Genomic DNA, 22,692 nt, shown 5'->3' on the forward strand with positions numbered 1-22,692 from the left:
AAACGTTGGAACCTGGTTTTGGTTATGTGCGTATTACCACCTTCCAGTCCCGCACCGGTCCGAGTTTGCGTGAAGCCATCAGCGAATTGAAAAAAGAAAACGGCGGCAGTCTGAAGGGTATGGTGCTGGATTTACGTAATAACCCCGGTGGTGTGCTTGATGCTGCCATTGAAGTGTCGGATACCTTCCTTACCAAAGGCTTGATTGTCTATACCGAGGGCCGTATTGCTGATTCTGATCAAAAATTCCATGCTACGCCAAATGATCTGCTCAAAGGTGCGCCGCTGGTGGTATTAGTCAATGGTGGTTCGGCCTCGGCTTCTGAAATTGTGGCCGGAGCTTTACAGGATCAAAAACGTGCGATCATTCTTGGCAGCAAGACCTTTGGTAAAGGTTCAGTACAAACCGTGATGCCGCTGACCAATGAAACCGCGGTCAAGATGACAACGGCAAGATACTATACTCCGTCAGGCCGTTCTATTCAGGCTGAAGGTATTGAACCTGATATCACCATCAACGGGGTGCAAGTCACCGCGTTAGAAGAAAACGGATTCACCCCATTACGTGAACGGGATCTGAGTCGCCATCTGGAAAATGGCAATACGGACAAACCAGAGGTCAAAGACACTGAAAACGAACCGGCTGAAAAAACAGACACACAACCACTGGAAGTCAGTGACTATATGCTGTCACAAGCGTTAAACTTGCTGAAGGGAATGACAATACTGAATCGATAAGCACAGGAGCAAGTTTATGGCCACAGTGTTGATACCACTTGCAGAGGGGTGTGAAGAGCTTGAAGCCGTCACGTTGATCGATCTGCTCAGACGCGCCGGTATCACGGTTATCACTGCCAGTCTGAGCGGACATCATCAGTTGACAGCAAGCCGCAACGTCAGGCTTATCGCTGACACCTTACTGGATGATGTGATTTATGATGACTTCGATATGTTGTTAATGCCGGGCGGACAGGCCGGCGCCACTCATCTTGATGGAGATCACCGTATACACGCCATGATCAAACGCCTGCATCACGGCGGTAACTATATTGCCGCCATATGCGCAGCGCCTATTGTGCTGGCCAGCTCGGGTTTGCTGGATGGACGCCGAGCCACCAGTTACCCTGGGGTGCTTGACCCGCAACAGTGGCCGGATATCAAGCTGAGCGATGATCCTGTCGTTATCGACGAAAAAGTGCTGACTTCACGCGGCCCTGGCACGGCCATGGATTTTGCACTGACTATCATTGAAGTGCTGACTGATAAACCGACCCGGCTGAAAGTTGAAGCCAGTCTGGTGCGTCCCTGATTTCCCTGACGATACGCACATTTCCAAGAATCACGGGTATATAAATGGCTACCTTAACACCTGCCGATTTATCGATTTTATTGGTTGAACCTTCCGCCATGCAGCTGAAACTGATCATGCGCCATCTGCAACAAGAAGGGATCAGTCAGATTGATGGTGTTGCCTCCGGCAAACAAGCATTTGAACATATCGAGCAATATTCACCTGACCTGGTGATTAGCGCCATGTATCTGCCTGATATGACCGCCAATGATCTGATCGCTGACATTCATCTGCAATATGCAGACAAAGACATTCATTTTATGTTGATCTCCAGTGAAACTGCGGTGAATGCCCTGGAACCGGTACGGCAGGCAGGGGTCATGGCTATTCTGCCCAAACCTTTCGATCATAAAGACTTGCGTCGAGCCATCCGCGCCACACTGGACGTTATCGATCCTGAAGAAATCGAATTGCAGAATTATGACGTCAGTGAGCTGAATATATTGCTGGTTGATGACAGTCAGACCTCTCGTAATCATCTTTCACGCGTGCTCGGCAGTATGGGTATTAACCGTATTGATCTGGCAGAAAACGGCCGGGCAGCGGTTGAGTTTCTGGCGCAACAACGCTACGACCTGGTGGTGACCGATCTCAATATGCCTGAAATGGATGGTCACCAATTGGTGCAATATATTCGCAATGAAATGGGCGATGTCGTGTTGCCGATTCTGATGGCGACAACAGAAAACAATCAGGCAAGATTAGGCAAGGTGCAGCAGGCAGGGGTGTCCGCAATTCTCGACAAACCCTTTGAGCCCCAGACTATTCGCGAAACTCTGTATAGAATACTCGATGAGTAATTACTCACTTATTTTTCAATATCCCGCTACAGCGCACATGGCTCACTGTTGACCCAAACCTACAAAAGCCTGCATATACGGTATATCCCGCTCGTTTTCCCGCATCGCTGCAAACAGCGTTTTCATCACCCCGTACTTGCCCAGCTTGGCGGTGGTGACCGGCAAATGATGGCAGTAACTCTCGGCCAGCCAGTCAGGCAACACTGTCACACCGCGCTGCAACCCCACCATCTGGATCATGATTTCCAATGACTCCATTGCTTTATGCCGCGGCTTCACTCCGGCAGGCATTAAAAATTGGGTATAAATATCCAGCCGTTCATGCGCCACCGGAAAGGTCAGCAATAATTCAGTAGCCAGATCGTCGGCGGTGATATTTTTCCGGCCAGCCAGAGGATGGTTATCAGCAACCAGCAAAATCAATTCATAATCAAACAGCGGCGCATAATAGAGCCCGGCCTGCTTGACCTCATCCGGTGTTACCAGCAAATCGATATGATAATTGAGCAAGCCTTCCAGCCCGGAAAACTGGAATTTATGCACGATATCCACATCCATTTTCGGCATGGCCACCAGATAATCCGCCAGAATGCCCTTTAACCATTCATAACAAGGATGGCACTCCACACCCAGCCGCAATATGCCCTGGCGCCCCTCTCCGTAGGCCTTTAATGTCGTTTCAGCCTGCTCCAACACCGGTAAGACTTGTCCTGCCACCCGCAGTAACGTTTCCCCCGCCTGGGTCAGCCGTAATTTACGACCTTGCCGCTCCCACAGACTGACTCCCAGCTTCTGCTCCAGATAACGCATTTGATGGGAGAGGGCAGACTGGGTGACAAATAATGCATTAGCCGCAGCAGTCAGACTGCCATTATCAGCCAGAGCCTGCATGATTTTCAGATGGTTTCGCTCAATCATTTATGAAGTATATTCATCATTTAGTTAAAAAATATCATTATTACTCATCATTAGCAGTCTTTACAATAGCCGTATTTACGCACGGAGAAGGATAATACAATGGTGAAGACACATAACCTCGGTTTTCCGAGAATTGGCAAAAAGCGCGAATTGAAGTTTGCGCTGGAAGCCTATTGGCATGGCGAAACAGATATCAAAGCGTTGCAGCAAACTGGCGCTCAATTACGACAGACACACTGGCAGTACCAGCAACAGCTGGACTGGGTGCCGGTAGGCGATTTTTCATTCTACGATCATGTGCTTGATACCAGCAGGCTGGTCGGCAATCTGCCCAAACGCATTGACGCCCGACTGACTGAACCGGATCGTTATTTTCAGGCCGCCCGCGGCCAGACCCGCAAGGACAAAGACCAAAAGCCGATCGCGGCCGCAGAAATGACTAAATGGTTCGACACCAACTATCATTATCTGGTACCGGAATTTGATGCCACTACGACATTTGAGCTGCATGCCGAAAGCTATCTATCCCAGGTGATAGAAGCCAAATCAAACGGTTATGCCGCCAAGCCGGTTTTACTGGGACCAGTCAGTTATTTATGGCTGGGTAAAAGCAAGGATGACACCGATAAACTGCGTCTGCTTGGCGATCTTCTGCCCTGTTACGAGCAACTGCTGTCACAGCTTGCCGAAGCCGGGGTTGAGTGGGTTCAGATTGATGAGCCGATTCTGGCAACAGAGCTGGACAGCCAATGGCAACACGCTTTAACGCAGGCTTATTTTGCTTTGCATAAATCACCGGTGAAACTGCTGCTGGCAACGTATTTCGGCCCGTTACGGGAAAATCTCAACCTGGCCTGTGAACTGCCCACTGCCGGCCTGCATATTGACGCGATCAATGCGACTGATGAAGTGATCCAAGTGATTGATTGGCTGCCGGCACACAAAATATTGTCGCTGGGTGTGATCAATGGCCGTAATATCTGGAAAAGTGATCTTAATCAGCTGCTTGACTGGCTGGAACCGTTGCATATCCGCTTGCAGGATCGTTTATGGCTGGCACCATCCTGCTCTTTGTTGCATGTGCCGGTTGATTTGCAACAGGAAACCACGCTGGATGCGGAAATAACTTCTTGGTTGGCATTTGCCCGACAGAAACTGGATGAGCTGTCTATTCTGGCAACCGCGTTGAATGAAGGCAGACAAGCCGTAGCGGTACAACTCACCGAGAATGCCCATGCCATCACCGGCCGCCAGCAATCATCACGCGTGCATAACCCCGCGGTGAAAGCCCGACTCAAACAAACCGATAGTACTTTGTCACAACGGCAAAACAACTATCAGCAACGGACTATTTTGCAACAACAGCATTTTACTCTGCCCTTGTTCCCGACCACCACTATCGGCTCTTTCCCGCAGACACAGGCCATACGACAAAGCCGCCAGCGTTTTCGCAAGGGTGAGTTAAGCCTTGCGGCTTACCAGCAAGAAATGCAGGCACATATCAAGCTCACTATTGAGGAACAGGAAAAGCTGGGGCTGGATGTCTTGGTCCATGGTGAGGCCGAACGTAACGATATGGTGGAATACTTCGGCGAGCAGCTTGAAGGGTACATTTTCAGCCGTTTTGGCTGGGTTCAGTCCTATGGTTCACGCTGTGTCAAACCACCGATTATTTTCGGTGATATTGCCCGTCCCCGCCCAATGACGGTCGACTGGATCCGCTATGCTCAGTCTCTGACTGACAAACCGGTCAAGGGTATGCTGACCGGTCCGGTCACAATGCTCAACTGGTCTTTTGTCAGGGATGATCAGCCGCGCTCGCAAACCTGCCTGCAACTGGCGCTGGCCATTCGGGATGAAGTGCTGGATCTGGAACGGGCCGGCGTCAACATTATTCAGATAGACGAAGCGGCTCTGCGCGAAGGTTTGCCGCTGCGTCAAACAGACTGGCAAAGCTATCTGGACTGGGCGGTGGAAAGCTTCCGAATCAGCGCCAATGGCGTGGCAGACAGCACGCAGATCCATACCCATATGTGTTATTCCGAGTTCAATGACATTATCGCTGCCATTGCCAGTATGGATGCTGACGTTATCACGATCGAAACATCACGTTCCGATATGGAGTTATTAGATGTGTTTAATGCTTTTGATTACCCGAATGAGATTGGGCCGGGTGTCTATGATATTCACAGCCCCAATATCCCATCGGTGAACGACATCAGAAGCCTGATGGAAAAAGCGGCAGAGCGCATTCCGCCTGCACGCTTGTGGGTTAACCCGGACTGCGGGTTGAAAACGCGGCAATGGTCTGAAGTCAAACCGGCCTTGCAAGCCATGGTCGATGCAGCAAAACAGTTGCGACAGTCAGTTGCCGCCTGATTTCCTCTTAGCCTCGGACGGGCAGGGCAGGCATGCCTTCTCGTTCGGGCCTCTCTCAACGCCAGCGGTGCGGCAAGTTCTCATTCAAATAGTCGAAAAAAGCAGCAACCTTCGGCGTTCTGGCATATCTGTCGGCCACACAGAAATAAAAATCCAGTGGCTCGGGTTCCGCCATGATACCGGGCTCATGTTCCCGGTAAAACAATTGCTCCAGCTGGCCGCCGGCCAGATAAGGTTCGGCCACAAAAGCAGCCAGCCGGGTAATTCCGCCACCAGCAATCGCCATTCTCGCCAGCATATCGATATCATCACTAATCATCGTGGCCCTAACTTCGGGTTCGATCTGTCGGCCATCATGCTGGAATACCCAGGGGAAAATATACCCATCCACCGGAATTTTGAACATCAGGCAGTCATGTTTTCTTAACGCTTCAAGTGTATCTGGCCGGCCAGCCTGTTGCAGATAGCCCGGCGCGGCACAGAATAACAAAGGCACAACGGCAATCCGCCTTGCCACCAGACCGTCTTCCAGTTGCTGACGGATGCGAATGCTAACATCGACACCTTCCTGGATATGATCAACGCGGCGGTCGGTCGCAATAAGCTCAATGCTGACCTGGGGATAACGCCGGTTAAACGCAGGAATCAACGGTGCCAGAACATGTCTCGCAAACGCGGCCGAACAAGCAATACACAGTTTGCCGCGAACCTCGCCGTACGCCGCCGATACTGCCTGTTTCGCCAGTTCCAGCTCCTGAACGAGCCCCTTCACACGCTGATAATAAATTTCACCGCTATCGGTCAATGCCAGGCTACGGGTGGTCCGTGTCAACAATCTGGCACCCAGTTCGCTTTCAAGCCGGGCGATATTCTGGCTGGCTGCGGCCGGGCTGATTTCCAGCCTGCGTGCGGCAGCAGTAATACTGCCGAGCTCTACCGCCCTGACAAAACTCTCGATGCCGCGCAATGTATCCATAAGCAAACCACAACAATAGAACCTGTATTTATTAAGTTTAACTTAATAGTCCTTGTAGTTGTCATGCACTACAACTTAGCGTTGCCTCAGCGTAAGGTAGCCATGATTTGACTCAGGATAACTTTGATTGGAGGAAGCATAATGAGTGACAGAAATGCGACAGTACGCACCGGCAGACGCTTGGTACGCAAATTGCCCGCCAGGATGACAGCGATAGTTTTTGCCTTCTATATGTCCGCGATCATGGCCGTACTGATGTGCCTTATCATCACCGCCGTGAACAGGGGCGTAAGCGCTCACTACCTAGAAGACTTCATCAATGCCTATAAAGTTGCTATGCCTTGCGCATTTATTTGTGTTATGGCTGTCAGGCCCCTGGTCATGTCTCTGGTCAACTGGACGGTGCAGACAAAAGGCTAAGCCACCAGTGCGCTTTCAAGATGATATTGTTGCGTTAAGTTGGTCTGCCAGCGTTCACGTTCAGGGCAAGACGCTGCTCGTAGCGCATGGCCGTAGCCCTTTGCAAGAGCACTAGCTCGCCAGACTGATCCCGTACTGCATCTGCTGGGCAATCTCTCTGGCCAGGGAGACTTGTAAGGCCTGTGTCCGCTGCCTGTTGTCGCACAGCGCGCTGCGAAAGCCCAGGTAGTCCGGATTAAGCGGTCTGAGCCGCTCGATATCGTCAATCGATAAAGCGCCGGCCAGACCGCAAAACATCTCCTGTCCCCGGGCGTGATCGACAAAATGCTTGAGTTGCGCTCGTGACCAGTGATCGGTCAGCCGCAGTCCGTTTTTAATGGCGGTATCGACCATCACCCCGGCAAATCCAGCTTGTTTGATAGCGGGCAGAACAGCACTGTTAATTTCATGATCGGCGAAGATCACCGCAATAACTGGCTTTTTCAGTGCCTTTAGCGTTTGGTTGAGCGCCTCAATACATAACACAAGTGCCGGATCGGCAAATAAGCCGACTTTGACATAATCCACGCCTGTTGCCGCCATCAAGTTTAATGCGGGCGCAATCACCGTCGCCGTCATCGGCAGATCGCCAACCGTGGCACTGGTCAAACAACGGTCATCGACCCATTCCACTACGGTTTTGACTTCTTCTGCGGACAGGGCGCCCAACGCACCTTGTGCGGGATTCTTCATATCCAGAATATCGGGAAGGCAAAACTCAAGCGCTTGAGCTTCATCAAGTGATTGCACACTGGCCAGCCATTTAGTCATGATTAATTTCAATACCTGCTTGTTTGACTTTTTCCATCAGCCACCCCCAGGCTTCTCGCTCACGGTCTCCGGCTGTTTTATTGATAGCAATCGTCAGATAGGCAATCTCGTCTCTCAGCTTCTGCTCAGGCAGCATGCCCAATCGACTGACTAAAATCGCGGCCTCAATCACTGCACTCTGTGCCCGGTTAAAGCCCCGAAAAGGCGCGTGACTGACATCTCTGATTACACTGCCATAAAAGCATGCACGCGGATCATCGTCTTCAAAGCGGGTGATTTCAACTTCACTATGTGCCAGCGCCTGCTCAAGATATTCACCTTCAATATCCGCGCAGGGCAGGGTAGACCAGTCTCGGCGGCCGGTTAATGCACCGGCAAATACGCGTACATCATCAGTGTAATTAATCGTGCATTGCCGGTGCCGTTTCAAATTATCATAAGTCGTTGAAGGCTTAAAGGGCTTGATTATGAAGTAATCATTCACTTCGCTTATGCCCATTGGCGCAGAATGTACCTTTCCGGAACCATCCATAGTTGTCACGATCACTTCATGAATCAGACTTGTCAGCCGTGTCACCGGTGCGCCCCTTTTTACTGTCAGGTATATCTGCTGTACCGCAGGCACGATGTTTTTTCTTTTTCATGGTAGGACCTTCCGGTTTTTGTTCGGTCAAATCTTCTTTCGGTTTTTCAACCGCGCAGCCCCATTCAAGCTCCTCATCCTGACTGTAACGCTTACCTAACTGCCAGGCAATTTGTGCCCGCGCCAGCTCCACTCCCAGGTAGAAGATATGTCCCGGGTCATCTTTGACCAACAGCTGCGGATAAAACTCGAACGGGTCGGTATCCCGCATCAAGCCATTGCGGTTGAACATAAAAATACCTTCCGGCGCAATTTTAATGCGGTAGTTAGGATCCTTGATATTATCTGCCAGCATCGCGATTTCTTCGGCCGTATCGGTAAAGGGACGGCGCTCATGAGCCACCAACAGATCCCCTGTAAAATCACGCGGCAGGCTGTTGTCTTCACGGGCGGCAAACATCATGCGCCTGGCCACATCCGCTTCACGAATGGCCCGGCGCGCATGAGGGCTGACTTCCGTGGCCAGCACACAATTAATACCCAACTCGGAAATGATGCCAAACAACATGGCATTGATACCGCTGGTATCGGCATCGGTCAGCTCGGTCAGGTTACCGACCCCCATCATGATCGCTGCCTGGGGGTATTTTTGTCTGAGCTCGTGATAACGGACAATGGAGGCCGTGAAGCCGAAGTGAATCGGATCCAGAATCGGATCAGCAATCCACGGCTTGCCAATCTTGTCCATTGCTTCCATCGCCCTTTCCAGCGAGGCTATCGAACCAGGTTCAGCCGGCACCAGCACCGGTATGGCATCGCTTTCTTTTGCCAGGTCAATGGTTTTTTCTGTCAGACTCAACAAATAATCGGCACCGGCTTTAGTGGCACGGCTTAGGTCTGACAAAGAAAGTGAGTCCACACTTACCTTAAATCCATTCTCATGCAGAGCTTGAATGGCGTCTTCCAAATGCGGAAAAGGCTCTTCCGGCAAACAGCCAATATCTATTACATCAGCGCCGTTATCACGGTAATAACGGGCCCGCTCCAGAATTCCGTCTATATCCCGTTCCGGCGCATCAACAATCTCGGCGAAGATGTTAACCTCATAACGGCTCAGATCCCGTTGTTTACGCTCTTTGCCGAAGTATATGGGTAAATCCTTGATTTCTTCTGGTCCGCGCACCACGGCTATGCCCAACTCCCTGCTCAGACTGTCCAGATCACCACGACAGCGCCCCGGCACCATAATTTGATCGCAGTCCTTATAGTCTTCCGGCTTGAGGCGGCGGGCAATCATTTTATCAGTCATCAATGCAGCAACCGACAGGCCCAGTTGGTGCACACGATACTCAAAAGGCAGCGGCGCCATCTCCTGCAGCACCTGCTGCACACTAGGCTCTGCCAGCTTGCCGGTCAGAAACAGAATCTTGTCAGCCATGCGAGTCTAAGAACCAACCTCTGCCAGTCGTGCTTGCAGGGCCATCTTCAACTGCGCTGCGTTCTCTACAACTGTAGTCGCTTCAAAGCTTTTTAATTTGCCGGTATGTTCCAGATCAATCTCTCGCGGCCAAACACGCACCATCCTGTCCGGGGCGGGGGTATCTATTTCCGGTTCCGTATCACATGCCAGCACAATACTGGGAATGCGGCATTTACCAGCCTGGGCATAAACATTTGACACCAGTGTGTCCGAGAGCCCCAACACCATTTTGGCAACGGTATTGGAGGTCGCAGGCGCCACCACCAGCGTATGGTAATCGCCCCGGTAAAACAAACCCACCGGCGGCGAACTGGCGGCCCGATCGTGATAAGTATGACCTTCAGGGTTCAAGCCTTTCGGATCGTAGCCGTACATTCTGACCACCTCTTCTCCGGCACGACTGTAGAACAGATCCACGTCTTCCAGTTCACGCACGATCTCCAGGCACTCTTTCAGATAATGTCCGGAACCGGTAATGCCCCAGGCCAAACGTGGTTTTTCAGGCCTTGCTTGCATATTAAATCTCTAAACAATGGGTTAAGAGCGTAAATTTTGCCAGAGTCCGCCTGTATAGTAAAAATTAAGATAGTTTTTATAAGGTTTTTTACGTTAAAATCGTGACTTTATATTTAAGTCTGCGTCGGATTGGAGCCATAGCAAATGTCTAACAAAATCCCAAAAATTGTGGTTGTTGGGGGCGGAGCAGGTGGTCTGGAACTGGTCACCAAACTCGGCAAAAAACTGGGGAAAAAAGGTAAAGCACAAGTTACGTTGGTTGACAGCACCCATACCCACATCTGGAAACCTTTGTTACACGAAGTCGCCGCCGGCACATTGGACTCTCATGAAGACGAAATTGAATACCTGAGTCAGGCCAACTGCAGTGGCTTTCGTTTCCGTCTGGGCAAAATGGATGGCCTGGATCGTAAAAACAAGCGGATCTCGGTTGCCCCGACGCTTAACGATGAAGGTCTTGAGATTATTCCCCGGCGCACATTTGATTATGACTACCTGGTCATCTCGGTCGGCAGTATCAGTCACGACTTTGGCATTAAAGGAGTGCGTGAACACTGCCAGTTTCTGGACACCACCCAACAGGCGGAAACTTTTCAGAACAAGCTGTTGCAAGCCTATCTTCGTGCGCATACCCAGGGTAAGCCGTTGGCTGAAGGTCAGCTTAACATTGCCATCGTCGGTGCAGGTGCTACTGGCATCGAACTGAGTGCACAGTTACACGAAGTATCGCATTTGCTGACCGCTTATGGGCTGGATGAAGTCAAACCTCAGGACGTCAAAATCAGTATTATTGAAGCGGCAAACCGCATCCTGCCGGGCCTACCGGAAAACCTGTCAGAAGCCTCAACCAAAGAGCTCAGAAAGCTGGGTGTTGATGTCATGACGAATGAGCGCGTAGTGGAAGTCACCGAATCCGCTATCAAAACTGAAAGCGGTAAAACGATTCCTGCTGCCATCAAAGTCTGGGCAGCGGGCATTAAGGCTCCTGAATTTCTCAAGGATATTGACGGTCTGGAAACCAACTGGATGAATCAACTGGTGGTAAAGCAGACTTTGCAAACCACGCTGGATGAGGATGTTTACGCCATTGGCGACTGCTGTGCCTGTAAGTGGCAGGGTCATGACGAAAACGTACCGCCACGCGCACAGGCAGCCCACCAGATGGCCTCTTTGGTGTGTAAATCCATACTAAACCGTATGGCCGGCAAAGCACTGCCTGAATATGAATATCACGATTACGGTTCTCTGGTCTCGCTGGGCCGCTACAGCACCGTCGGTAATCTGATGGGTAACCTGAGCCGCGGCAGCATGATGATCGAAGGCATGATGGCCCGCTTGATGTACCTGTCTTTGTACAAGATGCACCAAGTGGCGCTATTTGGCCCGTTCCGTGTGGTGATGCTATCGTTGTCACATATCTTCCGTCGCAGTGTTCACCCGAAAATCAAGCTGCACTGACAGCTTATTTCCACCCAAACCAAAAAGGCCCTCAGCGGGCCTTTTTTTATTCTCTAATGTTAATTTGTATCAATCGAACAGAGAAATTCGTTTGTGGATATCGTTGCCAGCCAGGCGATGTTTCACTACGGCAGCGATATGGATTAATAGCAATGCGATCAGTGTGAAAGCCAGAAATTCATGCCCCGCAGAGAAGGTCTCCCGCATAGCTTCATCGGCTTCAGCCATGCGTGGCAAAATGATGCCCCAGAACTTGGTATCGTACTTACTAAACATTGATTGCAGATAGCCACTCAGCGGTATCGCAACCATCAGCACGTAAAGCAGGCCATGAACGCCTCTGGAGGCCCGCTGCTGCCACATTGGAACATAACCGGGCAGTGGGGGGGCCTTATGCGTCAAACGCCAGCCTAAACGGAAAAGAATCAGTATGGCAGCAGTCAAGCCCAGAGATTTATGCAACAGAAAGTAAAATGCCCTGACACTTTCCTGACCGGGAGGTAATTCAGACTCTTTGGGCAGTTGCACCATAAACAAACCCAAGCCAATCATAAACAGGATAATGGCCGCGATCAGCCAGTGCAGGACAACCTGAACCCGATCATAACGGTCGACGCTGACTTTCATTTTCTCTCCTTACATTTAGTTCTATACATAACAAAAAGGCCATACAGCTTATTTTCAGTAGCTGTATGACCTGATAGGGTCAGGAAAAAATCCTGTGTTATTAAATGTCGAGGTTGGAGACCTGCAAAGCATGGGTCTCAATGAATTCACGCCGCGGTTCGACATGATCACCCATCAAGGTGTTGAACGTTTCATCTGCCACAATGGCATCTCCAATCTTGACCTGCAACAGACGTCGCTTGCTTTTATCCATGGTTGTTTCCCACAACTGATCCGGATTCATCTCTCCCAGCCCTTTGTAGCGCTGGACGTGCTGGCCGCGACGCGCCTCAGCCAACAGCCATTTGACGGCCTGGGAAAAATTACTGATAGCTTCCTGTCTGTCACCCCGCTCCACTCTTGACCCATCAGAGAACAAGCCATTGATTTTATTAGCAAAAGATAGAATCTTCTGATATTCCGTGCTGGCAAAGAATTCACCGGGCACATGATAGTCCGTGCTGATGCCGTGACGGCTGAAGCTGATATTAATCAATGGTACCGGCTCATCTTCCTGCTGCTTCACGCTGAGGCGATAATGTGTTCCCGTTGGCAGCCCCACATTCAACCGGGTTTCGATCTGTGCCAGCCAGTTGCTCATGGCAGTGCTGTCCTGCAGTGACGGAATCTCAGACTGATAAACCAGTTGCTCCAGAAAAGCAGGGTAGTAGTGATTGGACAGTCTGGTGATGATCGCGGTGACAGTCTGATATTCAGCCACCAGTAAAGCCAGCGCATTGCCTTCGATCCCTGCCGCATTTTCAGCGGGATATAACACCGCATTGTTCAGCGCCACTTCGGTCAGATAACGCTCCATTTCGGCATCATCTTTCACATAGCGTTCCTGTTTGCCCTTCTTGATTTTGTACAAAGGAGGTTGAGCGATATATATATGACCGCGCTCGATTAATTCCGGCATTTGCCGATAGAAAAACGTCAGCAGCAGGGTGCGAATATGGGATCCATCCACATCGGCATCCGTCATGATGATGATATGGTGATAACGCAATTTTTCCGGATCGTATTCGTCACGCCCGATGCCACAGCCCAAAGCCGTAATCAATGTACCGACTTCAGCTGAGCTGATCATTTTGTCAAAACGGGCACGCTCAACATTCAGAATTTTTCCTTTCAACGGCAGGATGGCCTGCGTACGGCGGTCACGCCCTTGCTTGGCGCTGCCCCCCGCAGAGTCACCCTCCACCAGGAACAGTTCTGACAGGGCAGGGTCACGCTCCTGACAATCGGCCAGTTTACCCGGCAGTCCCGCGATATCGAGCACGCCTTTACGGCGCGTCAGTTCACGTGCTTTTCTGGCCGCATCACGTGCTCTTGCCGCATCAATCATCTTGTTGGCGATGAGTTTGGCATCAGTAGGGTTTTCTACCAGGAAGTCATGGAAATATTGGTTCACCAACGATTCAACAATGGCGCGCACCTCTGATGACACCAGTTTATCTTTGGTTTGAGAACTGAATTTAGGATCCGGCACCTTCACTGACAACACGGCGGTGAGCCCCTCACGGGCATCATCACCACTGGTGGTGACTTTTGATTTTTTCGCCAGTCCTTCGTTTTCGATGTATTGATTCAGGGTTCTGGTCAGCGCAGCTCGGAAACCTGCCAGGTGGGTACCACCATCGCGCTGCGGAATATTATTGGTAAAACAGTAAATATTTTCCTGATACGAATCATTCCACTGCATCGACAGCTCTACATTGACTTCATCTTTGAGGCCGTCGATTTTGATGATGTTGTCATGTATCAGGGTTTTATTTTTATTCAGATGTTGAACAAATGCCGTGATGCCACCTTCGTAGAAGAAGGTCTCGGTACGTTCATCTCTTTCATCTGTGAGGACAATTCTGACACCTGAGTTCAGGAAAGCCAGCTCTCGAATTCGCTTGGCCAGAATATTGTAATCGAAGTTAATGTCGGTGAATGTTTTGTCACTGGGCCAGAATTGAATCTTGGTGCCGGTGACAGCTGTATCCGCCACATCCGTCAACGGCGCATCCGGTACACCTTCAGAATAGCTTTGTGTATAAATTCGTCCACCGCGATGAATCTCCATCGTCAGTTTTTTGGATAAAGCGTTCACAACTGAGACGCCTACGCCATGCAGGCCGCCTGAGACTTTATACGAATTATCATCAAACTTACCGCCGGCATGTAATACCGTCATGATAACTTCCGCAGCCGACACGCCTTCTTCGTGGATGTCGACAGGAATACCTCGGCCATTATCAATAACAGATACCGAATCATCGGGATGAACACGGACCTGAATTTCACTGCAGTGGCCAGCCAGCGCTTCATCGATAGCATTATCCAATACTTCAAACACCATATGGTGCAGACCGGTACCATCGTCGGTATCACCGATATACATGCCGGGCCGTTTTCTTACTGCATCCAGCCCTTTCAGAACTTTAATATTCGAAGAGTCGTAAGTGTTATTGTTTTCCGTTGTCATAATCAAACTATTCCTGTCTAGGATGTTGAATAACCTATCATTCTACTATGTCTGGCCTTGCGTTGATAGCATGGTCCTGATTGTCTGAAACCAGACCTTGTTTCACGTGAAACAAGGTCTCTGAACTGCCTTCAATTAATGTTGCGAGATTCAGATTTGTGCTGCTGATATACGCCTGCACTGGCAATTTTCTCAATGCCGAAATTACTGTTTGTTGATGATTCCAGTCCAGCTCAGAACTGAGGTCATCGATCAATAAAATTGAATTTTTGATGTCACGCTTTTCTGCCAGCAGGATAATTTGTGCCATGCTCAATGCCAGGAAAAATAATTTTTGCTGCCCCCGTGAGAGCATTTCATAGGGATCAGCGCCGTCTATTCTGAGCGACCAATCGGCGGCGTGAGTACCGGATCGGGTGTAACCAAGCGATCGATCTCTATCAATTGTTTCTTTTAATAAAGAAGAAAAATCGGTTTCCTTCGACCAGCCTTGCATGTAGCGTAATTTGAATTCAGCCTGTTCAAGTTCAGGACAAAGTTGCCGAAAAAGTGGCAGAAACCTTTCCAATAATAACCTGAGGTATTGTTCTCTGTATCGTGTAATTTTCGAACCATGTTCAACTAGATAATTATCCCAGAGCTGGATTTCGTTATTAGTTTTGTTTTGTTTAATAGCCGCATTCCGTTGCTGCAGCACTTTTTTGTATGACTGCCAGTGATAATTGAAACTGTGTTCCACGTGAAACACACCCCAGTCAACCATACGTCTGCGATAACGGGGACCCAGCTCAAAAAACTGGTGACAGTTCGCAGGAATAAACTGTAAGGGGAGGTGGACAGCAAGATCGGACAGACGTTTAAGGGGTGCGTTATTCAGGCGAATCTGTAAACCAGCCGTCAAATCATATTGCAGACCGACGGGCGTTTTATCATCCGTACGAGCAAAAACGGTAAGTCGTTGCTGATCTTTTTGAACCACATGCTTAAGTGATCTCGAACGAAAAGACCTACCTATAGCAATCATGAAAATCGCTTCAAGCAAGCTGGTTTTACCAGAACCATTTTCGCCTAAAATCAGATTTATGCCAGGCGCAGGAGATAGATCAATTTGTTGAATGTTACGAAAAAACGAGATGGAAAGTTGAGAAAGCACCTGATTAGATCTTATTGATTAGATTTATTTTTTAATCCAGAAACAGCAAAACAGCCCTGTTTAATCACAAGCGAACAGGGCTGATTATATTGATGGCAAAACAATCAGATTTCGACCATATCAAAGTCGCCTTTGCCGACACCACACTCCGGACATTCCCAATCTTCCGGAATCTCGTCCCAACTGGTGCCAGGAGGAATACCATCTTCCGGTAAACCTCTGGCTTCGTCATAAATGAAGCCGCAAACGACGCAGTGCCATTTTCTCATAGTAAACTCCTGATGAACTGTTATTAAACACGTACGGCGATTCTAACAAATCTGTGTGTTATCAGTATTGATATCGAAATGCGAAAATTATCTTGCGCACGATTATAGTGAAACTTTAAAGACTCGGGCTCTTAGTCATTTAATGCGGGTTTGAGTTCCTTTCAGCGAACCGAGCATAAAAATCAAAACCATGATAATTTATAGATAGTTGATTATTTTCATATATTTGAACGGAAATTCCGATTATGAGATTGCCTACATTACGCCAATTACAGTACCTGACCGCAGTCGTTGAGGAAAAACATTTCGGCCATGCCGCCGAGAAGTGCTTTGTGACTCAATCCACCTTGAGTGCCGGCATTCAGGATCTTGAGCAATTACTGGAAGTTTCTTTGCTGGAGCGAACTAACCGCAAAGTATTGCCCACACAGATTGGTGACGAAATCGCCGCACGTGCTCAGCAGATTCTATCACTCAGTGAAGACTTGGTAGATTTGGCTCTGTCGGAAAAAAACCCGCTTTCCGGCCGTATCCAGATCGGTATTATTCCGACTATCAGCCCTTTTTTATTACCTAAAGTTTTACCGACTGTGCGCAAACAATTACCTGAACTGGAGATCGTGCTGATTGAGGAACAATCGGAGAGACTGCTGGATCAGCTCGAGTCAGGAACTATCGATGTTGCAGTTTTGGCATTTCCTTTCAATACGCGCGGCTTGACGCATCGTGTCTTCGCCCGGGAACCGTTCTGGATCGCATTACCCAAAAAGCATTCTCTGGCTAATAAGAAAATACTCAAGGCTTCGGAATTACCTACCAATGAGTTGTTATTGCTGGCAGAGGGCCATTGTATGCGAGAACATGCACTCAGTGCCTGCCAGCTACCCGCGTCGGCGCAACGTAAAAGCGTGCAGGCCACCAGCCTGTATACGCTGATTGAAATGGTCGCCAGTGGCCTGGGCATAACCTTAATCCCGGAGATGGCTATAACATCCGATATGGTCAGCCATTCCGATATCAGTCTGGTGCCACTGGAAAATAATGATAATCAGGCTATGCGTGAAATTGGTCTGGTCTGGCGACCCAGCTTCCGCCGTACCGCAACTTTAGAACGACTGGCACAAACCTTTTCCGATGCGCTGGCCGACACCGATTATTCACTGCGGGCATAGAATGTCCGGATCTCCAGAAATATCTGTTGAAGCATCACGGAATCAAAAGGCGGTTTGAACACTGCATAAACCCGGCCTTTGGGATCGAGCAGATAAATATGGTGTTGTTGTTCCAGCATATAGCCCTGAGATAAATCAGTACGCAGGAAAAGAAATTCAAAAGCCTTGGCCAGCTTTTCGATCATCTCTGCTGAAGCCGTGGCGGCCACAAACTCATATTGCAACGTTGACAATACCTTTGTAAGGCCGGCCTGATTGTCCGTATCAAAATCTATCAGCAAGAACTGCATATCACGATCAGCGAACTTACCTTGCAAGCCGTGTAATACCGTCAGCACCGGTTCACATACCGGCAGGCATTGTTCGTGGCTGAAATAGACAAAACTCCACTTACCTTCAAGCGAATTGTTAGTGAGTACTTGCTTATCTTCTGTATAAAGCAAAAACTGGGGCAGGCTGCGCGCTGGTGACGTTAAAAAGGCTGCCAGCTCAGGCGGTATCGGACGTGTGTCCGGCCCTTGCAGATTCAGCCTTGAAACCCAGACAAACAGCATGATCGCGATCAGTACAAGATATAAGACTAAAAAACCCTTAGAATTGAAACTTTTGAACGGCTTAAGCATGCTCAGTCCTGTTTATACCCGTGACCTTTTAATGTTGAGAAATACATGAGCGAAAAACTGTTCAAGTCTACCGCAGTTGTCAGTGTGATGACTTTCCTGTCGCGTATTCTCGGTTTTCTGCGAGATATTGTAATCGCCAGAATGTTCGGTGCCGGTCTGGGTGCCGACGTGTTTTTTGTTGCTTTCAAGATTCCCAACTTCCTGCGCCGCCTGTTTGCTGAAGGTGCATTTTCCCAAGCCTTTATCCCAGTGCTGGCCGAATTCAGGGAGCGTGGAGACAAGCCACTTCGTGATTTAATCGCCGACACCAGTGGCACTTTGATGGCTATTTTAATGCTGATCACTGCTATCGGCATGCTGGCCGCGCCGTTGTTGATCATGGTGTTTGCACCCGGATTTATTATTGATCCCTATAAGCTGTCGCTGGCAGGCGATCTGCTGACCATAACCTTTCCTTACATCCTGTTTATTTCGCTGACCGCTTTGGCAGGGTCGATTCTGAATAGTTTCGGCAAATTTGCGGTACCTGCGTTTACCCCGGTTTTTCTTAACCTGTCGTTGATTGGCACCGCCATCTGGCTGTCACCAACAATGGATCAACCCGTCACCGCGCTCGCCTGGGGGGTGTTTATCGGCGGGGTCGTACAGTTATTGTTTCAAATACCGTTTCTGTTACGTTTGAACAAACTGCCGATGCCGCGATGGGGCTGGCGACGAGAAGGGGTGCAAAAGATCATCAAATTGATGATTCCGGCCATGTTCGGGGTGTCTGTCGCGCAAATCAATTTACTGCTGGATACGCTGCTGGCCTCCTTTCTGGTCACCGGCAGTATTTCCTGGTTGTATTATTCAGATCGACTGGTGGAGTTTCCGCTGGGGGTGCTCGGTATCGCATTATCAACGGTTATCCTGCCCAGCCTGTCAAAAAAACATGCCAGTCAATCCAAGCAGGCCTTTTCAGACACTATTGACTGGGCTTTGCGCTGGGTATTGTTAATCGGCACCCCAGCTTCCATTGGCCTTATCTGGCTGGCACAACCTTTGTTGCTCACTTTATTTCAATACGGTGAATTCAGCGCCAGTGATGCGCATAAGGCCTCTTTGAGCCTGATGGCTTATGGTTCGGGTTTATTGCCTTTTATATTTATAAAAGTGCTGGCACCGGGTTATTTTGCCCGTCAAGACACCAAAACCCCGGTCAAGATTGGAGTGATTGCAATGATCACCAATATGGTGCTGAATATCATTCTGATGATTTATCTGGCGCATGTGGGCCTGGCATTGGCAACCGCCCTATCCGCAGCCTTGAATGCAGCCTTGTTGTTTATCGGTCTACGCAGAAGGGATGTGTACTCACCCAATGCAGGTTGGGGTAAATTCACACTGAAGTTATTACTGGCCAATGCCAGCCTGCTGGCTTTTCTGCTCTTGTTGACACCCGCGGCACAGCAGTGGATAAGCTGGGATGCCTGGCAGCGAAGTGGCAACCTGTTTACGTTGATTGCAGGTTCGGCAGGGGTGTATTTCATCATGCTGGCATTGCTGGGAATTAATATCAAGGCGCTTATCCGGCCCACCAGCCGCTAAAAAAAAGCCCTCCGAAGAGGGCCAACACTACGAGGACTTGGTGCTCTTAGAATCGACGACCGATACCGATACCCCAGACAAACGGGTCGATATCAGCTTTGATTTTGGCTCTGTTAATGGTGCCACCGGCAATATTTGAAAAATGGGCTTCGGTGTCGATATCGATATATTTGACATCCAGGTTCACAAACCAGTCTTGATTAATAGCAATATCAACACCCGCTTGTGCTGCTAAGCCCCATGAGCTGTCCAGTTTAACCTTGGCTCCCGGTGTATCTAAAACGCTACCGGCGACTTCTTCATCGAAAAAGTAGGTGTAATTGACCCCCGCGCCGATATAAGGACGAATATGGGAATCCGGCAGGAAGTGGTATTGCAAGGTCAGCGTAGGCGGCAATACCTTGGTATCGATAACATCACCCAGCACCGCCCAGTTTTTTTCACCTTTAATGGTATGTTCAGAATACCCCAGAATCAGCTCCACACCCCAGTTGCGGCTGATCATATAGGTAATATCCAGTTCGGGTACGGTATCTGAATCAACCTTAACCCCTTTACCGCCAGCGCCAAATCCAGAGCCGGTATCCAGAAACAACTGGCCACTATCATCATTAGGGTTGACGTTGATAATACGGCCACGAACCAGCCAATCACCCGCTTCATAAGCCATTGCAGGAATCGCCGCTGCTGATAACCCCATTGCAGCCAGCAGGGTAACGGCAAATTTTGATTTTTTCATTTCCATTCCTTATCGGTGAAATAATAAACACATGTTTGGTGTGGTTATATAATCATCGAAGACGGAATTGTTTACATTGATCTGGATCAATACCCACAAAAATAAACAGGGTATTAATTAATGCTTAGCCGCAGAGTTGTTCCAACCGCTCAGTGTCACGCAAAGAGATGGCTTTGTTATGTGTTGCTATCAGCCCTTCATCCTGGAAGCGGGTAAACAACCGGCTGACGGTCTCAACCGCAAGTCCCAGATGGTTGGCGATGTCGCCGCGGGACATACTCAGCTGAAAATCTTTGGCAGAAAAGCCGCGATCCTGAAAACGCTTGGAGATAGACAACAGGAATGTGGCCAGTTTTTCTTCTGCTGTTTTTTTACCCAGCAGAAACATCAGACTTTTGTCGCCGGAAAGCTCTTTACTCAGCCGCGACATCATCTGTACCTGCAACTGAGGCATGGAGGCACCCAGTTCCTGCAGCTTCTCGAATGGCAGTTCGCAAACACTGCTGCTTTCCAGCGCTTTGGCGTTGGATTTGTAGGCCTGTTCGTAAATCGCATCCATGCCGACAAATTCGCCGGGAAAATAAAAACCGGTCACCTGCTCACGGCCATCGATGGCGGCGACAGTGGTTTTGAAAGATCCGGAGCGCACTACATAGATAGCACTGAAGGGGCTTTCGGTACTAAACAAATGCTGTCCGCGGGAATAATTCTGGCTACGCTTGATAATTTTATCCAGTTGAGCCAGATCGTTGCTATGCAGTCCAAGTGGCAGGCACAGGCGATATAACGAACATTCCTTACAGGCAAGGTTGTAGTCGTGTTCGGCTTTTGCTAGGTCTTTGAATAACGGAGTGACGTTGTTCAATTGAGCCATTGCGGATCCCATATTTGAAATATTACTTAATAATACCCCTTCAAACCCTTGTCTGAAACAGTTATTATCCTCATTTTATCGTAAAAATCAGGAACCCGCATGACCACTCGTAGCGCAACTGTTGCGCGTAACACACTGGAAACTCAGATTGAGGTTAGCCTTAATCTGGATGGCAGCGGTCAGTTCAGCGCCGAAACCGGCGTTGCTTTTCTTGACCACATGATGGAGCAAATCGCCCGTCACGGCCTGTTTAACCTCCATATTAAAGCCAACGGCGATCTGCATATTGATGCGCACCACACGGTGGAAGATATCGGCATCACGATTGGTCAGGCCCTTAAACAAGCCTTGGGTGACAAGAAAGGTGTTGTACGTTACGGCCACGCTTATGTGCCGCTGGACGAGGCTTTGTCCCGTGTTGTACTCGATCTGTCCGGCCGGCCTGGTCTTGAGTTTGATGTCACCTTTACCCGTGACAAAATCGGCGATTTCGACGTAGATCTGTTCTATGAATTTTTTCAGGGACTGGTCAACCACGCGGGCCTGACGCTGCACATTGATTCACTCAAAGGACGTAACGCTCACCACATTGCCGAGACCATCTTCAAGGCATTTGGCCGCGCATTGCGTATGGCGGTGACGCTGGATCAGCGCGCATTGGAACAATTACCCTCAACCAAAGGTGCTTTATAATCCTTTTGAATTGAAAAGATTATCAGCATAATAGTAAGACTTTTGCATACAGGTTTAACATGCGTCGCGTAGCAGTGATCGATTATGGCATGGGCAATCTTCGCTCTGTCTCCAAGGCACTGGAAACAGTCTCCAATCAGGTGACCGTCGAAGTCACCTCGGATCCCGAAATCATTCTTTCAGCCAGTCACGTGGTGTTCCCCGGTGTCGGGGCCATCCGTGACTGTATGGCTGAGCTCAAGCGCTTGCAGCTGGATCAGGTGGTAATTGAAGCTGCCGCCAGTAAACCCTTTCTCGGTGTTTGTCTGGGTATGCAAGCCCTGCTTAGTCACAGTGAAGAAAACAAAGGTATCAATGCACTGGGTATTATTCCGGGCGAAGTCCGCTTGTTTGATATTCCGCACAATACAACGGGCGAAAACTTGAAAGTACCGCACATGGGCTGGAATCAGGTACATCAGACTTGTAACCACCCCTTGTGGGGTGATATTGAACAGGACAGTCGTTTTTACTTTGTCCATAGCTATTATGTCAGCCCGGCAGACCCATCAGTGATTGCCGCCACCTCGGCCTATCCGGACGACTTTGCCGCTGCGATTTATAAAGATAATGTGTTTGCAGCCCAGTTTCACCCGGAGAAAAGTCAACGGGCCGGCCTGCAATTACTGGAAAATTTTGTAAACTGGGACGGACAGTCCTGATTGCGTCCAGACCGATAATAATGTGGCCGGGGAATTCCGCGCAGACATC

The 22,692-nt window shown here is 49.4% G+C and carries 23 protein-coding genes; 10 read left to right on the plus strand and 13 right to left on the minus strand.

The window, feature by feature from the left end:
* From OMP95_RS10675 to OMP95_RS10685, 3 genes are all read left to right on the plus strand, one after another.
* A partial coding sequence (locus tag OMP95_RS10675; protein WP_266328650.1) for a S41 family peptidase occupies positions 1–737 on the plus strand: 737 nt, incomplete at its 5' end.
* A 16-nt stretch (positions 738–753) separates the two neighbouring features.
* Positions 754–1,308 (plus strand): DJ-1 family glyoxalase III, encoded by a 555-nt coding sequence (locus tag OMP95_RS10680; protein ID WP_266328652.1) that lies wholly within the window; start codon positions 754–756, stop codon positions 1,306–1,308.
* Between the two features lie 44 nt (positions 1,309–1,352).
* On the plus strand, positions 1,353–2,150 hold the full coding sequence (locus OMP95_RS10685) for a response regulator (RefSeq protein ID WP_266328654.1): 798 nt from the start codon (positions 1,353–1,355) through the stop codon (positions 2,148–2,150).
* 42 nt (positions 2,151–2,192) lie between these two features.
* Here the strand turns inward: OMP95_RS10685 and OMP95_RS10690 are convergent, their stop codons facing one another.
* Positions 2,193–3,068, minus strand: a complete 876-nt coding sequence (locus OMP95_RS10690) for a LysR substrate-binding domain-containing protein (protein ID WP_266328656.1) — start codon at positions 3,066–3,068, stop codon at positions 2,193–2,195.
* 99 nt (positions 3,069–3,167) lie between these two features.
* On the opposite strand from OMP95_RS10690, the gene metE reads away from it, so the two are divergent.
* On the plus strand, positions 3,168–5,447 hold the full coding sequence (metE, locus tag OMP95_RS10695) for a 5-methyltetrahydropteroyltriglutamate--homocysteine S-methyltransferase (RefSeq protein WP_266328658.1): 2,280 nt from the start codon (positions 3,168–3,170) through the stop codon (positions 5,445–5,447).
* 55 nt (positions 5,448–5,502) lie between these two features.
* Here the strand turns inward: metE and OMP95_RS10700 are convergent, their stop codons facing one another.
* On the minus strand, positions 5,503–6,423 hold the full coding sequence (locus OMP95_RS10700; RefSeq protein WP_266328660.1) for a LysR family transcriptional regulator: 921 nt from the start codon (positions 6,421–6,423) through the stop codon (positions 5,503–5,505).
* 141 nt (positions 6,424–6,564) lie between these two features.
* Here OMP95_RS10700 and OMP95_RS10705 point away from each other — a divergent pair, with 141 nt between their 5' ends.
* Positions 6,565–6,843, plus strand: coding sequence for a DUF2798 domain-containing protein (locus tag OMP95_RS10705; RefSeq protein WP_266328662.1), 279 nt, complete (start codon positions 6,565–6,567; stop codon positions 6,841–6,843).
* Positions 6,844–6,954: 111 nt separating this feature from the next.
* Here OMP95_RS10705 and OMP95_RS10710 read toward each other — a convergent pair whose 3' ends face one another.
* From OMP95_RS10710 to OMP95_RS10725, 4 genes are read right to left on the minus strand one after another with little or no spacing between them, the layout of a single operon-like run.
* On the minus strand, positions 6,955–7,653 hold the full coding sequence (locus tag OMP95_RS10710; RefSeq protein ID WP_266328664.1) for a (5-formylfuran-3-yl)methyl phosphate synthase: 699 nt from the start codon (positions 7,651–7,653) through the stop codon (positions 6,955–6,957).
* Positions 7,646–8,230 carry a DUF447 domain-containing protein gene (locus tag OMP95_RS10715; RefSeq protein WP_266328666.1) on the minus strand — a complete coding sequence of 195 codons (585 nt, stop codon included), beginning with the start codon at positions 8,228–8,230 and terminating at the stop codon, positions 7,646–7,648. Before OMP95_RS10715 ends, OMP95_RS10710 begins: the two co-directional genes overlap by 8 nt.
* Positions 8,202–9,674: a DUF6513 domain-containing protein gene (locus tag OMP95_RS10720; RefSeq protein WP_266328668.1), complete on the minus strand. Its 1,473-nt coding sequence runs from the start codon at positions 9,672–9,674 to the stop codon at positions 8,202–8,204. The genes OMP95_RS10715 and OMP95_RS10720 overlap by 29 nt, the downstream gene beginning before the upstream one ends.
* A 6-nt stretch (positions 9,675–9,680) precedes the next feature.
* Entirely contained in the window at positions 9,681–10,232 is a 552-nt protein-coding gene (locus tag OMP95_RS10725; protein WP_266328670.1) for a flavoprotein, read from the minus strand.
* A 144-nt stretch (positions 10,233–10,376) separates the two neighbouring features.
* Between OMP95_RS10725 and OMP95_RS10730 the strand changes: the two genes are divergently transcribed.
* Entirely contained in the window at positions 10,377–11,690 is a 1,314-nt protein-coding gene (locus OMP95_RS10730; RefSeq protein WP_266328672.1) for an NAD(P)/FAD-dependent oxidoreductase, read from the plus strand.
* Positions 11,691–11,759: 69 nt separating this feature from the next.
* Here OMP95_RS10730 and OMP95_RS10735 read toward each other — a convergent pair whose 3' ends face one another.
* From OMP95_RS10735 to OMP95_RS10750, 4 genes are all read right to left on the minus strand, one after another.
* Positions 11,760–12,317 (minus strand): cytochrome b, encoded by a 558-nt coding sequence (locus tag OMP95_RS10735; RefSeq protein WP_266328674.1) that lies wholly within the window; start codon positions 12,315–12,317, stop codon positions 11,760–11,762.
* A gap of 100 nt (positions 12,318–12,417) precedes the next feature.
* Positions 12,418–14,832, minus strand: a complete 2,415-nt coding sequence (gene gyrB, locus OMP95_RS10740) for a DNA topoisomerase (ATP-hydrolyzing) subunit B (protein WP_266328676.1) — start codon at positions 14,830–14,832, stop codon at positions 12,418–12,420.
* A 37-nt stretch (positions 14,833–14,869) separates the two neighbouring features.
* The gene (gene recF / locus OMP95_RS10745) at positions 14,870–15,985 is read right to left on the minus strand and encodes a DNA replication/repair protein RecF (protein WP_266328678.1); all 1,116 of its coding nucleotides are present in this window, start codon (positions 15,983–15,985) and stop codon (positions 14,870–14,872) included.
* A gap of 104 nt (positions 15,986–16,089) precedes the next feature.
* Entirely contained in the window at positions 16,090–16,254 is a 165-nt protein-coding gene (locus OMP95_RS10750; RefSeq protein WP_266328680.1) for a rubredoxin, read from the minus strand.
* A gap of 245 nt (positions 16,255–16,499) precedes the next feature.
* Between OMP95_RS10750 and OMP95_RS10755 the strand changes: the two genes are divergently transcribed.
* Positions 16,500–17,426 (plus strand): hydrogen peroxide-inducible genes activator, encoded by a 927-nt coding sequence (locus OMP95_RS10755; protein ID WP_266328682.1) that lies wholly within the window; start codon positions 16,500–16,502, stop codon positions 17,424–17,426.
* Here OMP95_RS10755 and OMP95_RS10760 read toward each other — a convergent pair.
* Entirely contained in the window at positions 17,408–17,980 is a 573-nt protein-coding gene (locus OMP95_RS10760; RefSeq protein ID WP_266328684.1) for an SCO family protein, read from the minus strand. The two genes, OMP95_RS10755 and OMP95_RS10760, sit on opposite strands and share 19 nt — an antisense overlap.
* Positions 17,981–18,094: 114 nt before the next feature.
* Here OMP95_RS10760 and murJ point away from each other — a divergent pair, with 114 nt between their 5' ends.
* Positions 18,095–19,636 carry a murein biosynthesis integral membrane protein MurJ gene (murJ, locus tag OMP95_RS10765; RefSeq protein WP_266328686.1) on the plus strand — a complete coding sequence of 514 codons (1,542 nt, stop codon included), beginning with the start codon at positions 18,095–18,097 and terminating at the stop codon, positions 19,634–19,636.
* 46 nt (positions 19,637–19,682) lie between these two features.
* Here murJ and OMP95_RS10770 read toward each other — a convergent pair whose 3' ends face one another.
* Positions 19,683–20,375: an OmpW/AlkL family protein gene (locus OMP95_RS10770; protein WP_266328688.1), complete on the minus strand. Its 693-nt coding sequence runs from the start codon at positions 20,373–20,375 to the stop codon at positions 19,683–19,685.
* Between the two features lie 124 nt (positions 20,376–20,499).
* Positions 20,500–21,249: a fumarate/nitrate reduction transcriptional regulator Fnr gene (gene fnr, locus OMP95_RS10775; RefSeq protein ID WP_266328690.1), complete on the minus strand. Its 750-nt coding sequence runs from the start codon at positions 21,247–21,249 to the stop codon at positions 20,500–20,502.
* Between the two features lie 99 nt (positions 21,250–21,348).
* Here fnr and hisB point away from each other — a divergent pair, with 99 nt between their 5' ends.
* Both hisB and hisH read left to right on the plus strand, forming a co-directional pair.
* Positions 21,349–21,942, plus strand: coding sequence for an imidazoleglycerol-phosphate dehydratase HisB (hisB, locus tag OMP95_RS10780; RefSeq protein ID WP_266328692.1), 594 nt, complete (start codon positions 21,349–21,351; stop codon positions 21,940–21,942).
* A gap of 59 nt (positions 21,943–22,001) precedes the next feature.
* Entirely contained in the window at positions 22,002–22,643 is a 642-nt protein-coding gene (gene hisH / locus OMP95_RS10785) for an imidazole glycerol phosphate synthase subunit HisH (RefSeq protein ID WP_266328694.1), read from the plus strand.
* Positions 22,644–22,692 lie beyond the last annotated feature (49 nt).

It is taken from the genome of Methylophaga sp. OBS4 (genome assembly GCF_026319305.1).
Taxonomy (GTDB): domain Bacteria; phylum Pseudomonadota; class Gammaproteobacteria; order Nitrosococcales; family Methylophagaceae; genus Methylophaga.

What these genes read in the sequence shown, in the direction of transcription:
- OMP95_RS10680 (WP_266328652.1), top strand. Translation starts at nt 754, where the DNA reads ATGGCCACAGTGTTGATACCACTTGCAGAGGGGTGTGAAGAGCTTGAA.
- metE (WP_266328658.1), top strand. Translation starts at nt 3,168, where the DNA reads ATGGTGAAGACACATAACCTCGGTTTTCCGAGAATTGGCAAAAAGCGC.
- OMP95_RS10720 (WP_266328668.1), bottom strand. Translation starts at nt 9,674, where the DNA reads ATGGCTGACAAGATTCTGTTTCTGACCGGCAAGCTGGCAGAGCCTAGT.
- OMP95_RS10705 (WP_266328662.1), top strand. Translation starts at nt 6,565, where the DNA reads ATGAGTGACAGAAATGCGACAGTACGCACCGGCAGACGCTTGGTACGC.
- gyrB (WP_266328676.1), bottom strand. Translation starts at nt 14,832, where the DNA reads ATGACAACGGAAAACAATAACACTTACGACTCTTCGAATATTAAAGTT.
- OMP95_RS10750 (WP_266328680.1), bottom strand. Translation starts at nt 16,254, where the DNA reads ATGAGAAAATGGCACTGCGTCGTTTGCGGCTTCATTTATGACGAAGCC.
- OMP95_RS10760 (WP_266328684.1), bottom strand. Translation starts at nt 17,980, where the DNA reads ATGCTGTTTGTCTGGGTTTCAAGGCTGAATCTGCAAGGGCCGGACACA.
- hisB (WP_266328692.1), top strand. Translation starts at nt 21,349, where the DNA reads ATGACCACTCGTAGCGCAACTGTTGCGCGTAACACACTGGAAACTCAG.
- OMP95_RS10685 (WP_266328654.1), top strand. Translation starts at nt 1,353, where the DNA reads ATGGCTACCTTAACACCTGCCGATTTATCGATTTTATTGGTTGAACCT.
- OMP95_RS10710 (WP_266328664.1), bottom strand. Translation starts at nt 7,653, where the DNA reads ATGACTAAATGGCTGGCCAGTGTGCAATCACTTGATGAAGCTCAAGCG.
- OMP95_RS10735 (WP_266328674.1), bottom strand. Translation starts at nt 12,317, where the DNA reads ATGAAAGTCAGCGTCGACCGTTATGATCGGGTTCAGGTTGTCCTGCAC.
- OMP95_RS10725 (WP_266328670.1), bottom strand. Translation starts at nt 10,232, where the DNA reads ATGCAAGCAAGGCCTGAAAAACCACGTTTGGCCTGGGGCATTACCGGT.
- fnr (WP_266328690.1), bottom strand. Translation starts at nt 21,249, where the DNA reads ATGGCTCAATTGAACAACGTCACTCCGTTATTCAAAGACCTAGCAAAA.
- OMP95_RS10690 (WP_266328656.1), bottom strand. Translation starts at nt 3,068, where the DNA reads ATGATTGAGCGAAACCATCTGAAAATCATGCAGGCTCTGGCTGATAAT.
- OMP95_RS10755 (WP_266328682.1), top strand. Translation starts at nt 16,500, where the DNA reads ATGAGATTGCCTACATTACGCCAATTACAGTACCTGACCGCAGTCGTT.
- OMP95_RS10770 (WP_266328688.1), bottom strand. Translation starts at nt 20,375, where the DNA reads ATGAAAAAATCAAAATTTGCCGTTACCCTGCTGGCTGCAATGGGGTTA.
- OMP95_RS10730 (WP_266328672.1), top strand. Translation starts at nt 10,377, where the DNA reads ATGTCTAACAAAATCCCAAAAATTGTGGTTGTTGGGGGCGGAGCAGGT.
- hisH (WP_266328694.1), top strand. Translation starts at nt 22,002, where the DNA reads ATGCGTCGCGTAGCAGTGATCGATTATGGCATGGGCAATCTTCGCTCT.
- OMP95_RS10700 (WP_266328660.1), bottom strand. Translation starts at nt 6,423, where the DNA reads ATGGATACATTGCGCGGCATCGAGAGTTTTGTCAGGGCGGTAGAGCTC.
- murJ (WP_266328686.1), top strand. Translation starts at nt 18,095, where the DNA reads ATGAGCGAAAAACTGTTCAAGTCTACCGCAGTTGTCAGTGTGATGACT.